The 13,461-nt window shown below is 47.4% G+C and carries 12 protein-coding genes and 1 pseudogene; all 13 read right to left on the reverse strand.

What is annotated here, in order from left to right; genetic code table 11:
- Positions 1-21: 21 nt before the first annotated feature.
- A complete protein-coding gene (locus tag FN082_RS24705) occupies positions 22-582 on the reverse strand; it encodes a helix-turn-helix transcriptional regulator (RefSeq protein WP_142982558.1) in 561 nt (186 codons plus the stop codon).
- Positions 583-677: 95 nt separating this feature from the next.
- Positions 678-3,212, reverse strand: coding sequence for a fimbria/pilus outer membrane usher protein (locus FN082_RS24710; protein ID WP_142982559.1), 2,535 nt, complete (start codon positions 3,210-3,212; stop codon positions 678-680).
- A gap of 28 nt (positions 3,213-3,240) precedes the next feature.
- Positions 3,241-3,984 (reverse strand): fimbrial biogenesis chaperone, encoded by a 744-nt coding sequence (locus tag FN082_RS24715; protein ID WP_235892153.1) that lies wholly within the window; start codon positions 3,982-3,984, stop codon positions 3,241-3,243.
- Positions 3,985-4,070: 86 nt separating this feature from the next.
- On the reverse strand, positions 4,071-4,628 hold the full coding sequence (locus FN082_RS24720) for a fimbrial protein (protein WP_142982560.1): 558 nt from the start codon (positions 4,626-4,628) through the stop codon (positions 4,071-4,073).
- Between the two features lie 203 nt (positions 4,629-4,831).
- Positions 4,832-5,410: a hypothetical protein gene (locus FN082_RS24725; protein ID WP_185932158.1), complete on the reverse strand. Its 579-nt coding sequence runs from the start codon at positions 5,408-5,410 to the stop codon at positions 4,832-4,834.
- Positions 5,343-5,798, reverse strand: coding sequence for a hypothetical protein (locus tag FN082_RS24730; protein WP_142982562.1), 456 nt, complete (start codon positions 5,796-5,798; stop codon positions 5,343-5,345). The genes FN082_RS24725 and FN082_RS24730 overlap by 68 nt, the downstream gene beginning before the upstream one ends.
- Positions 5,799-6,918: 1,120 nt before the next feature.
- Positions 6,919-7,407: a hypothetical protein gene (locus FN082_RS24735; RefSeq protein WP_235892154.1), complete on the reverse strand. Its 489-nt coding sequence runs from the start codon at positions 7,405-7,407 to the stop codon at positions 6,919-6,921.
- Positions 7,404-8,162, reverse strand: a complete 759-nt coding sequence (locus tag FN082_RS24740) for a winged helix-turn-helix domain-containing protein (RefSeq protein WP_142982563.1) — start codon at positions 8,160-8,162, stop codon at positions 7,404-7,406. The genes FN082_RS24735 and FN082_RS24740 overlap by 4 nt, the downstream gene beginning before the upstream one ends.
- Positions 8,163-9,187: 1,025 nt before the next feature.
- Positions 9,188-9,413 (reverse strand): annotated as a pseudogene (locus tag FN082_RS24745) (helix-turn-helix domain-containing protein); the annotation flags it as partial.
- 195 nt (positions 9,414-9,608) lie between these two features.
- Positions 9,609-10,091 (reverse strand): hypothetical protein, encoded by a 483-nt coding sequence (locus tag FN082_RS24750; RefSeq protein ID WP_142982564.1) that lies wholly within the window; start codon positions 10,089-10,091, stop codon positions 9,609-9,611.
- 74 nt (positions 10,092-10,165) lie between these two features.
- Positions 10,166-10,945, reverse strand: a complete 780-nt coding sequence (locus FN082_RS24755) for a hypothetical protein (RefSeq protein WP_142982565.1) — start codon at positions 10,943-10,945, stop codon at positions 10,166-10,168.
- A gap of 234 nt (positions 10,946-11,179) precedes the next feature.
- Positions 11,180-11,341: a hypothetical protein gene (locus tag FN082_RS30035; RefSeq protein ID WP_040216727.1), complete on the reverse strand. Its 162-nt coding sequence runs from the start codon at positions 11,339-11,341 to the stop codon at positions 11,180-11,182.
- A gap of 859 nt (positions 11,342-12,200) precedes the next feature.
- Complete coding sequence (locus FN082_RS24765; RefSeq protein WP_065806339.1) at positions 12,201-13,412, reverse strand: tyrosine-type recombinase/integrase; 1,212 nt, start codon at positions 13,410-13,412, stop codon at positions 12,201-12,203.
- Positions 13,413-13,461: the final 49 nt, after the last annotated feature.

Consider the following 13,461-nt stretch of genomic DNA (forward strand, 5'->3'; position numbering starts at 1 on the left):
CGGGGACGGAAGATATCCGCCTCACCCCGCCCGCCCGGCCAGTGACGCGTACTCTCCCGCACTTACCGCCCGCCCCCCCCGGTCCGCACTCTGGTACACGCTGTGCTCATGGAACTCCGCGAACTCACACAACCGCAACACCGCACACAGCTCACGCGTGCTCTCCAGACCCAGCCTGCGCAGGATTTTCGACTTGATGGAGTACATCGTTTTCCGGCTCACCCCGACGGACTCGTGTATCTCTGTCAGCTCATAACCGCACAGCAGGAACAGGAACACCTCCCGCTCAGCCTGTGACAGCGGCGCCAGCAGTGCCGACCGGCTCAGCCCCTCCCGCCGGCTCAGCCCGTAACGCACCGTGGACGCCAGCGCCCGCCTCAGCACCGCCACCGGCGTGTCCACCGACAGCCACGGCAGTCCCTGCACCCGCATGCCCCGCAGCGACATGAACACGCACACATCCGATTCCGCCATCCCCTCCGATATCCGCTGCCAGTCCGCTTTCCCGGCCAGTATCCCGTCCACATCCACCAGGGCCAGCCGGAGCCCCGTAGTGTCCGTCGCCGCCTTCGTGCTCAGCATCCCGCTCAGCTCCGGGCATCCCCCGATTAACGACTGCAGCCCTTGCGCCAGGTACCGGTTCGCCGTGAGGATACGCACCTCCACCTTACCCCCCGTCACCGGCACACCGCCGACAGCTTGCGGAACCCGCTCTGCTTCTCGTCCTTCACCTGGTAGCTGATGCTGCACTGCTCGCTTTTCTGGCTGCCCCACTTCACCGTCAGCACCCCCGCCGCCGCTTCCGTCAGCGCATAGATTTGTCCCATCTGCCCCACGTTGCCCACTACCGCGCCTGACGCGTCCAGCACCTCCGCCCCGAACGGCAGCGGCTCGCCTTTCGCATTCTTCGCGCTGACCAGCAGCGGGAAGCCCTTACGCGTCCCGAACACCACCCGGCTCACCGCCCCCCAGTGAGGCGCCACCTTCTCCGTGGTGTTGCTCAGCTCTATCTCCTGCGACAGCCCTTTCGGATCTATCGTCACTTCGTTCATCTCATACGGCGTCAGGTTCGGCACTGCCGCGTGCCCGAACCCGTCCACCTTCAGGCCCGGGTAGCCGCCCACCTTCGCCCCTTTCGCATCCTTCGCTTCCACCACCGCGAACGTGTCACCCGTGTACGGTGTCGCCACCACCCCGTTCTGCCACGCTATCGCCGTCCCGCTCGCCGCCACGCTCGCGCTCTGGTAGTGTTTACCCGCCCCGTAGCTCGCCGTCAGGTGGGTGTAAGGCGTCCGCCATCCCCCGTTCGCCGTCATGCTGCTCCCGGTGCCCTGGTTGTAGTTCGCCGCCGTCATCCCGTAGTTGAACTGGTTGTCCGCTCCGTACGACCCCGACACGCCCACCTGCTCACCCATGCGCCCGCTGCCGCTTTTGTTCAGGCTTGCCGTCAGCATCGGCACATGTTTCTGGTCATACCCGCCCAGCGGGGTGGTGATGTTCAGCAGGAAGTTGTTCTCCATCTTCCCGCCGCTGTTCCTCACGCGTCCTGCACTCAGGTTGTAGTTCATCCGCCCCAGGCTGTTGCTGTACCCCATCTGGTACTGGATATCCGACTTGCTGTTGTTCCAGTAGTCCTGGGTGTAGCCGGTCACGTACACCTGGCCCCAGCCCGCCGGCAGCCCCTGGTTCATGGTCACGTTCAGCCGGTTCTTCGGCCGCCAGATATTCGACGCCACGCCCCCGCGGGTTTCCTCGTCGATGGCACGCATCGCCGTCTGGTAGTCGTAATACCCTGACGTCGAGAAGCGGTATGCCGCGATGGTCAGGTTACTGTTGGTCTCCGGCAGGAACTTGCTGTAGCTCACCTGGAAGCTCTGCCCGCTGTTCGCCGTCTTCTCCGCGGTCTGCAGGTGCACCCGCGCCTGCGTCACGTCCGCCGAGAACGCCCCGATGGCCGTACTGATGGCCATCCCCAGCTGTATCGCGTAGTAGCTGGCCCCGCTCCCCTGGATACCCGCGTACCCGGTGAGGATGTTCGACAGCCCCCGCTGGTACGTCGCCTGGTACAGCGTCGGGTTAATGGACAGGCTCGGGTCGTTCAGCCGCCCCGCCACCACGTTATAGCGGTGCGCCCCCGGGCGCAGGAGCTGCGTCACCGAGGCAAAGGGCACCTGGAAGGTCTGCACGCTGCCGTCCGCTTCCGTCACCGTGACGTCCAGGTTGCCGCCGTACCCGGTCGGGTACAGATCCTCGATGACGAAGGCCCCCGGCGGCACCGTGGTCTCATAGATGGTCCGCGCGTTCTGGCGCACCGTCACCCGGGCATTGGTCCGCGCGATACCGCGGATTTCCGGCGCATACCCCCGGCGGGACTGCGGCAGCATCCGGTCGTCGCTGACCAGCGCCACCCCGCGGAACGGCAGGGTGTCGAACAGCTGGCCGCCGGTGGAGGTCTCCCCCACCAGGACCCGCCCGAGGATGGAGGTGATGTCACGCTGCACGTAGTTGTTGACCGACTGGTACTTTCCCCCGTCCCCCTGCTGCCAGGTGTAGTTCCCGTCGTGGCGGAAGTACCAGCCCCCGACGTTCACGCCGCCGTTGAGCCCGACATAGGAGGAGGTGAAGTCCCGGCCGTGCGAGCGGGTGGTGTAGGTGCTGGCGTTGTACCCCAGCATCGCCGCCGGGATACCGGTGTCCCACAGCGCCGGGCTCACGTACCCCCGGGCGGTGTTGCGCAGCAGGGCCTGGGGAATATCAACATCCAGGCGCTGGGACGAGGAGTCATAGACCACGCTGACGTCCGGCAGCATCGCCTCCAGGTCATAGCACGCCCGGTTCTCCCGCAGCGCGGCGGTGAAGCCCGCCGGCAGCCGGTCAAAATTGAAGTTGAGCTGCTTAATCAGCTCAGGCGTGATGCACGGACGGACCTTTTTGTCCGCCTGTTCTTTAAACAGGACCTTTTCCCGGGCCACGGAGATGCCGTTGACAAAGATGTCCGTCGACCAGGTGCCCGGCGTCGCCGAGCCGCCGTTTTCAAACCGGGATAAGTCGATTTTGTCAGCACCGGAGGTATTCAGAAAAATGGGGTCAAAGGTTATCCGGTCATCGCCGGCAGACGACGGGGATAACGGCGCGGCCGCCGCTCCCCGTGAAAGGGCTATGGCCGTCATCACCGCAAGGGCAATTAATGAATATCCGGACTGAAAACGCATAACATTGCTTCCTGGTGGCTGAACAAATTTATAAGGTGTATTCGACTTTTCTGAGTGCGCCCCAGTCGTTCACATACTCGTAGACCAGCACGGTGCCCGCGCCCGCCCGGGCGGTTTTCGGCAGGGTGAAGGTCTGTTTTCCTTTCGGGGGCACCATCTCGCCCTCGACGGAGCCGCCCTTACCGGCGCCCTTCAGCGACACCGAGACCAGGGAGACAAAATAGGGTGAGGCGTTTGACGCCGTCAGGGTCTGCCCGGAGACCGTCCACGTCAGGCCTTCGGCCCCTGCCCGGACCTGCTCCCGGTTAGCCAGGGCCGCGGGACGGTAGAACAGCTTGATGCGGGAGCGGAAGGCGACCTGCAGCCTGCTCAGGGTCTCGTCCTGCTTCGCGGCCGGGACTTCCAGCACGTTGAGCCAGTAGACGGACTCCCGGTCCTGGGGCAGCGCCGGGACGCCGGTGTAGCTGAGGCGGACCGTCTGGGCCTTGCCGGCGTTGATGCGGTTAATCGGCGGCGACAGGGTGAACGGGGTGCGGATCCGGTCCGGCGTCGCGTTCGCGTCGCCCTCGTCGGTCCAGCTCTGGACCAGCACGGGCTGCGTGCCGGTGTTGGTGAGGCGGACCGAGACTTCTTTCTCCGCGCCGTTGTAAATCACGCGCGTGCCGTTGATGATGACGCTGGCCGCCGCCGGGAAGGACAGCGCCGCCGCGGTGAGGCAGGCCGCCTGTGCCAGGGTGCGGAAAAAGGATGAAGAGGTCATGGCGTGTGTCATGGCGTGCTCCTGAATAACAGGAGGCGCGGGTCCCCCGCCCCTCCTGTGGTCCTTTATGACTTATTTACCGACTGCAGAGGTCAGGCTTACTTGTACTGCAGGTTGTAAACGATGCTGCTGACCACGGTACCCGGCGTGGTCTGGGCATTTGCGTAGTACTCCACCGCGTACGGCACTAAGGCGGTACCGTCTGCGCTGATGTCAACATACGCAGTGTCGTTCACCTGGTCGGTGTTACCGGCGTTAATCGGGGCATAGCTGTTGGACGCGTCCAGCAGGCGCAGGTCAACGTTAGTGGCGCCGCCGGTCATGTTCTTCAGACGACCGGTGCTCAGGTCAACGGTGTTGCCGGCCTGGAAGAAGGTGGAGACTTTGGAGTGGCCACCTTCGGTGCCAATAACGCAGTCCGAGATGTTCATGTTGAAGGATGTACGGCCGGAAGTGTCACCGCTCTGCGTCAACTGGTTAACACCCACGGTCGGCAGGATCACGGTGGCGTCAGAGCCCTGGCCGTTGATGTCCACTTCACAGGTGGTGTCCGTCAGCTCACCGTTAAAGGTGATGGTGCCGGTGGACGCCGCCAGGGCAGCAGAAGAGGACAGCATCAGGGCGGTAACGGTCATAGCGGAAAGAACGTGTTTCATATTAAGTCAAACTCCATTTTTTGAATGTATGCCGGAGCAAATGGCCGGCATGTTAATTTATTCGCCGGAATACCCCGCGAATAAAACCCCGGAATACCGCAGACGGCATTCCTTAATACTTTTTACTGATCCCGGAAAAATATGCCGGCGTGAATATGCCTCCGCCGTAAAGTCCGCGGAGAATGTAAACCGTGTTCCGTTCTTTATCCGGCCTGAATAAGCGACAGCAGCATCGAATATTCCAGACGGCTTCCCAGATTTAATTTATGGCGTATCCGGTAGCGGATATTCAGCCGGCGCTTGCGCTCCCGGGCATCGCCTTCTGCTGCCGGGGTGTCGGCCAGCAGAAAGGTGTACACGCCCGGGAGCAGACTATCCTGCAGGCTCTCCCTGATGTGCTCAGCCAGAGATAATGCCTCACCGGGCAGCATGTTATTACGCCCCGCAGGTCGTTTCTTTTTTTTACTGACGATGCGTTTAAGCTGCGCCAGGGTGAAAATAAAACGCCGCACATTAATATAAGCGCTGTAAACAGAATGCCGGGCAAGGTAGCGGATATTATCCAGCCCCCGCGCTTCCATTTTATTGACCAGCCACTTCACGTCACTGAAGGTTTCCCGGTCAAGGGTATCAATAATGGTAACTGCCTGGCGGCACACTGTGGCGCAGACCAGAAATGCCATCCGGTTGTCGAAGACAAATACCTGCCGGTGGTCAGAGTTTGCGGATAACGACCTGATTGCCGCCGCAGTCATCACATTCCGTGTAAAAACCAGAATCATGGGGCCACTCCATGCTATTATCCAGGGCGATTAAAAATTCAACCTTGTCAAAGTGCACATAATACCCCTGTCGGATATGACGGCTGATAAAGTCCGGATGAAAACCTAAATCTCTGAATGCATCCTTTAGATCACGGATCACACCGCGAATCCGGGAGGAAGAGCTTTTGAGACCTGCACTTTCAAAAACATCCCGGGCAATATCATCATCGCTGACCAGGCCATTCTGCGTCCCTTCAATAAAGACGCGCAGTAACCGGGCACTGGTGTCGGATAATTTTTTTACGCGGGCATCACGGATATTTATCAGAAGCCCGGATGTCACCCGGAATTCTACACTCCGGTTCAAGTTATATCCGTACAACAGATGGTGGCGCATATTCTGCATATCTTTTCCTGATACCCCTGGCAACGGATCGGCATATTAGTAATACCCTCCCCCCCACACAATGGGAATGTTTTATACGAATAAAAAACCAAAAATTAAAATAAATCAGCATAAAAACCCAAACAAAAGAAAAATGAAAAGATTAAAAATCAACAAATACACCTTCCTTACATAAAAATAACTTTAGAAAAACAAAAAAACAATACAGAGAAAAATCCTTTAATATTGACACATAAAGGATTTTATCTTGATGAGTGGAGAGATAACCATTTTTTACATAGGGTTAATCAGTCAGCATCTGATAGAACAAATATAAATACTTTCTGATGAAATAGGAATAGTCTCAGCACGTTGTTTTAATGAACTTACAACGCTATTTTTAAAAAATCTTTCCGTTACATATCGTTACTTTTCTAAGGAGAAAACAACATTCATTAAATAATAAATATTCATATAAATCAATGACATAAAATATATATGATCTAGAACAAAATATAATTAAAGTTAGGTTTGGTAAAAAATGAAATAGCGTTAAAAATATACACCCAGAAAATAAACGAACAACCTCACACCCTCTAATCAGTAGTAGAGTCAAAAAACACAAGATTATAATTTAGTAATCTAAAAAACTTCTTAATTGAATTTAAAATCAGGCTACTTGAGTCAATTTTAGATCACCAGGCGTGACAGACTGACATCCCTAAGTTCAGCACACAAAGATACCTAACTAAAAAAGGAGAAAAATCTCAATCTGTAATGGATCATCGACAGGCAGACAACTATATCTTTAGCCAAACATTCTTTAAAAAAGAAAACCACAGGTCAGGACTGATAGTGAAGTACTTGTTAAAGAAGGTTTCTTAGTATAGAAAAGAAGAATAATGCCAGCTATCCTGACGAATAAAAGAACAGAATAAAGTTATTAACTTAGTTAAGCCAATGCTTTATTGACCTAATACAGTCTTAAACCAGGATCAACAGACAGGAAGAAATCAATTAGACTTGTACATTCAATGGAATGAGAGTTGGCGATCAAGAAAAAACACGAATACCTCTTGCAAAAAATACTAAATATTTGATAGATATTATTAAGATCCCATTAATTATATATTTTATAAAATCAGTATTCCACACAAGTGAGCACCCATGCATCTGGGTTACCTATTAGCCAGGCTTTACTATCAACTTTCTGTCGTTCGAATATTATGATTGAATCGTCAATGCTTACCTCAGATAATAAAAGACGAAATACTTTATCATCAACATAATCAACTGATAATTTTCTGATGCCACCATTTCGATACTTAAATGTATGACCATCTATTTTTTTTCCATCATTCAAAAGAATTTTACGACTAACACTTTGAGTTATACCCTCACGAATTACTTTACCATTAAAAGATATAAAACCTGTATTATCATTATACAACTGTAGTGTTTGAACAACGTAAAAATCATATTCAACATCGTTATTAAAAATATAATATCTGGATTGATTAGTACATTTAAAATTATCTATCTCATTCCTTTTTCTCTGAAATATTGTGGCCGAGAGAATCAAAACAATCATCAAAAAGAAACTAGCAACGTACTTCAATTTTTTATTCATAATGGTTTCCAGTTATGATAGTATACATTATCACATGAAACTATCTGTTGATTAATATCTTTAATACATATAGAAAATAAAGTACGCTGCATTCTGTCAGAGGTGAATAATCCATTTTGATCAAAGATTATTTTCTTATCACTCCCACAGATAATGGCATTATCGGAAATAATTTTTTCTATATATTTTTTTGCTTTATCTTTTCTTTCTTTTGTTAAGTTCTTTATGAAAACGACATCACAACCGTTATCCAATCTATCATAATACAATGAATAATGATTTGAATCTTTCATTCTTAAATGGTCAGAGTAAGAAAAAAGAATATATATTAAAAGAGAGACAAAAGCGAATAATATAAAAAAACCTTTACTTAATAGTGATTTTTTCTTAAATTTATCTTGTTTTTGCTCACAATGAGAAGAATCGATAGGTAAGTGTAATGCTATGTCCGGATTTAACCTGAATCCCATTTTAGGAACAGTAATAATAAAATTTTCGCAACCGAAAGTGGCTAACGAACGACGTAGTATACTAATATACTGATTGAGACTACTATTCGATCCCTGCAAACCATAGTCATCCCAAACGCGACTCAATAACTGATCTCGATAATATATTTCATGCGGTGATTTTAATAAGGCCTCAAGTAATCGACTTGCCGTTAATGTAAGCACAATTGATTCATGCGTTTCATCATGCGTTATCGAACCATCCTCAGAGTTGAATTTGATTACTTCCCCGATAATAAAAATCATGATGATAGCACTCCAACATCTTTGCAGTTCTTTACATCATACCACAAAGTTTCTGCATGCTCAGATAAATTACTTGTGACAAAACCTTGTTACATATTTATAAAAAAAAACGAATTTCGGTAAAAGTTGCTTCCGTAGCATCACAAAACATATAATCAATTGAGATTGATGGCTATTACAAACAAAATTGATGTAATTGAATAAATCATTAAAGTTGTAAAGCCATACCAATTTTTTGTCTTCATCTTTTAGAATATTCTCATTGCAGTTTAAAGGTTAAGGAAATCCCATAAAATTTACATGTTATGATGCCAATCTTTCCACGTAGAATAAAATATAAAGATGGCGTATTTATCGACTAGATTGCTTTAATAAAAGCTATCACTCCTTGCTTTTCTCATACCTAAACTTTCATCTCACCGCTCCTTTCAGTGCAGACCGACTCTTCGAATCATATGAAACTAGAAATCCTCCACTACAGCAAATAAAAACAGAAATAAACTAATATATAGTTTTTTGTTTTTCAATAATCATATATTATAGGTTTATATTCTAGTTATGTTTTGTTTTTTTCCAATCAACTCAATTAGTACAAATCAGTTCCAGCCAACTATTGATTATAATTACAGCAATCCAGCCTACAATCCATGAGATTTTCTCTTGCAACTTAGGAGAGAAAAACTACAAAAATTCAAATATGCAGGAATTTTGAAATAAGATTTGAAAAGAATGGGATAGACATCATGGCCAATACGGCATGATTCCAGGACAATGACTCATTGCAAAACACGCACATCATGATTTCAGATTTTAAAGTCATTAGCAGACGTTTATCTTCAGTCATATTTTTCAACAGTTCGTGAGTCCATGCGATTACTTCAAGTTAGCCGGAATCGTTGATTACCTAAACTTACTCAGCGTTTTGAAATGATGTGACTGGCCTTCATTAGAATATGTCAAGTTGAATGATCAGTGGAGGCGAATTCAGTGCTGGTTTCCTTTATCAATTAAAGCAATTCCCTATACAATGATTTCAGGCCTTCAACTCCCGACAGCGTGAACCAGTTAATCCAGCGGCCGACGGATGAACAGGCGCAACAGAGTGTTCTGGCTACGTCACTGACACGATCGCCCCAGTGCAACATCAGCAGAGCAGTGAGTCTGCGTGCATGATTTTTGTCACGCGTTTTATGGATAGTTTTCTGCATCAGGCGTCGTTCAGCGCGGGGGATGGGGTGCTATGATCGGCATCGCTCAGTCCGGTTGGTGGTTTGTTTCTTTTTGGCGATTGATCAGATCGCACAATCCGGGCTGAGTTCCCCTAAAGTGATCTACTATTTGGAACGCTTATTTAGAGAAGTTATAAAGGATTATTTACCGACAAGGTCAATCTTTCTATCTTTTGTACCAGTTCACATTCATGTGAACTGGTACAAACCAGATACATCAATCTGACTCATCGGGGATACCATGCATCATATTGCTGTCACCCAAATGTTGCTCCCAGACGTCATCGCATTTTATCGTACTGATTTCTTTCCCCTGTTTTAAAACAGTTATTTCCCCATCAGTATTTTTTCCATCATCGATATAGGAAACAGAGTAAGTATAATCATTCTCAGGTATATTTAATGTATGTATCGACACGCCTTCAGCCCTACTGTAATTCCATGACTGACTTAACTGGCTCACATTTTTTACCAGAGTAATTTCAGGAATAACTCCGCCACCTCCGGTAATGTCCGATTTACCAAATAAATAAGTGACCTTATTATTATTCCTTAACACAGCCACCTCTCTAGTAGTTTTTCCTTTTATTATACACCCGAACAAGACATCTAAACCTCCATAAGGTGATGCCATTACTGAACAGGAGATGGAAATTAACCCTAAGGTTATCATATATTCCAGCTTCTTTAAAAATTCCATGCTATTTTTCTCTAAAAATAAATAATATATAAAAAGCGCTTACCCCAAAGGTAAGCGCTTTGCATCAAAAATGCCTATTCAATATATACAACAATCTTACCATCTGATTGTTCTGTCACGGTAATATCTTTAGTTGTACCATCACTAAGTTGAGCAAATCCATAGTGCTGTTTCCCTTCACTTTCAGTTAACGTTACGTTCTCACATTGCTGTGAGTATTGACGTAACTGTTTATGATAGATATCCGTTACCACCTCGCATGCTGTACGTTCCAGCATCGCTTTGCTTCCGTTGAACGCAAAGTTCCCGATGCCATATACAATCCAGATCCCAAGCCAGACCAGCAACAGCATTTTCCCCTGGCCAACGGCTTTACAACGTTTAGCAATATAAACTGGCGAAAAAAGAATCCACCATTTTGAAAAACTTGCCTTACCATGTTTATCCAGTAGCTTCCAGTCCATATAGAACAAGATAATCAGGGCAATCATAACGAACAGATTAACCGTATAGTTGACAGCTAAACTAAACAAACATGCGGATAAAACGCCGATAAAAAACAATCCCGTTGCAATCCAGATATATTTTTCATGTAACGACGAGTTGTCTATATTTAATAATTTACGGATACTCTCAGCGCTTACCAAATCAGACTGTTTACGATCGCCAACAATAAAAGAAATCAATTTATTATTATACAGTACCCTGGCTTCATCGTTTAACAAAATTGATTTCATTTCACGGATGAATTTTAAATCTGCATCATCACGCTCACTTACTTTTTGTATCGCATGGTTTAATTCATCAACGCTGGCATTCATATCCAGCTCAAGATATTCATAATAGTTTATCATGATAATTCCTTATCTTTACATAATAGCCGAAATATTACAGAGAACGTTAAACTGGTATACTTCAAGAGTATTGAACAGGAGGAGAGTATGGCGGTAAATATAAAATAATTATTAAAATACGTAATCATTTCCCTTATTGACCTAACAAAACAACAATCCCTATACAGACAAGCAACATGAATAAAGCGCCAAAGCCAAGATAGGCTTTAAAAAGCCTCTTAATTCTTTCTGGTTTCATTTTGACCTCACGACTACAGCAAAAAGAATAGCACCAAATATGGGGTCTATAAGCATACTGATAACAAACCATATGAAGAACGAACGGCCACTGGCCTGAGCTAATTTACCAATAACTATCGATGCTCCGATCCACAAAAGTAAAAGAATAAATGCCATCGTTGGCTCCTTGAAAAATAGCAATAAATGACTGAAGTGGTGGTTTAATGCCGTCACTTTGTCCGGTAAACATGTTGAATAGATGGGCAGACTTATATCTGCCGCATTGAAACATCCTTGCTATAGGCGCATGGTGCATCTCCTTATTGTCACCCGGTAAGAATCCTGGCCTGATTCTAATTAAATCCTCTCTAAGATAGGGAGGTTATGAGTGCAGGTAAAATTGTTATTACCGATCGAATTTCAATAATTGATCTGTACAATCTATCTGTATAAACGATCAATTTAATTAATTTGATAGCTTATAACTATCATTATAATGATATCGATCGTTTTTGCAGATCAGTTTAGGTGGGGGGTGTTGTGTATTAAAATTGATGAGGCAAATAGTGGGTATTTTTTATTCATTAAAAACATAAGGATATGACATTTCTCATAACCTTCTAGTCAAAGGTATGACCACAATCGCCACACTCATATCTGTCAAACAGGAGTCCATCAAGGGCTGAGCCGGTAACCGCTCCCGCAGTTGCACCAGCCACAAACCTCCCTAAAACAGCACCAATAACAGCCCCGGTCGCAGTCCCCAGAACTGGCACAACAGAGCCAATTGCAGCCCCCGAGCTTGCTCCACTAAGGGCTCCAGCCACACCTCCAGCAATACTTCCTGCCTTCCTCCCAATATTACGTTCACTTACACGGTCAGAACCACATTCCGGGCATATCGTAGTCATTTCTTATTCTCCTGATTTATAGTTGTTAAAAGCAAAAAGGCATCCGAACGTTACTGAACGGATGCCTTCTCATAGGTAATTTTATCGTTAATGGTTATTTAGTAATTAAATAATCAATTGGGTTTTCACGCTGTTTTATCAAACACTCCTTGCATCACAGTCCTGTTTGCTAAAGAGTCAATATAATTTGCATACCACTGCAACATCTCCCTACGCTGCTCTAGATATTGAGCATGGTTGTAAGTACCACGGATAGTGTTCTTATCAACATGTGCAAGCTGTAACTCGATCCACGCCGTGTTATAGCCCTTTTCGTGCAAGATCGTACTCATCGTATGCCTGAAACCATGCCCGGTAGCCCTTCCGTGATAACCAACTCTTTTTAGTACTTGATTGATGCTCGCTTCACTCATTGGTTTTGTGATGTCGTTACGACCAGGGAAAACCAGATTGTAACGACCAGTAACTGCCTGAATTTCACGAAGTGACGCCACAACTTGATCAGATAAGGGGACCAAATGCGGGCGGCGCATCTTCATCCTTTCTACTGGCACCTCCCACACTCGCTTACCGAAATCAAACTCCTTCCACTCTGCCTGACGAAGCTCGATAGTGCGAACGCCAGTCAGCATCAAAATGCGTGTGGCAAGCCGAGTTATCGGGCTACCTGAATACGCAGCAAGAGCTTGTAAGAAATCAGGTAATTCACCAGCTAGCAGGTGGGGATAATTGGTAGACTTAGGCGCAGTCAGTGCGCTGGCTAGTTCAGAGGCTGGGTTTGTTTCAGCCCTGCCAGTGACAATGGCATAGCGAAACACCTGATTGCAGGCCTGACGAATTTTACGCAACTTATCGAGGACGCCTCGCTTTTCTAATTTACGGAGCGAATTGAGCACTTCTAGCGGCGTAATCTCAGCAATGGGTCGTTTACCGATATCAGGAAAAATATCGTTCTCAAACGCTTCCATCAGATCTTCAGCGTAGCCTTTCGACCAGTTAGGACGCTTGTATTCATGCCATTCCAGCGCAATCGCTTTGAAGGTATTTTCAACACTGGCTTTTTTAGCCAATTTTTCTGCTTTCTTTTCTTCTCCTGGGTCACCACCCAAAGCAATAACCTTCCGTGCTTCTTCTCGCTTCAGGCGAGCATCAGCCAAAGAGATATCTGGGTAAACACCGATAGAAAGCTTTTTCTCTTTCCCAAAAAATCGGTACTTCAAACGCCAATACTTTGCGCCGTTAGGTTTTACCAGCAAATACAACCCACCACCATCAGTAAGTTTGTATTCCTTCTCCTTTGGTTTTGCAGTGTCTATCTGTCGTGCATTTAGTGGCATATGGGGCCCCTAATTTCCATTGAACGAGATGAGCCCCCTCAAAGGCCCC

The organism is Klebsiella spallanzanii (genome assembly GCF_902158555.1).
GTDB lineage: Bacteria > Pseudomonadota > Gammaproteobacteria > Enterobacterales > Enterobacteriaceae > Klebsiella > Klebsiella spallanzanii.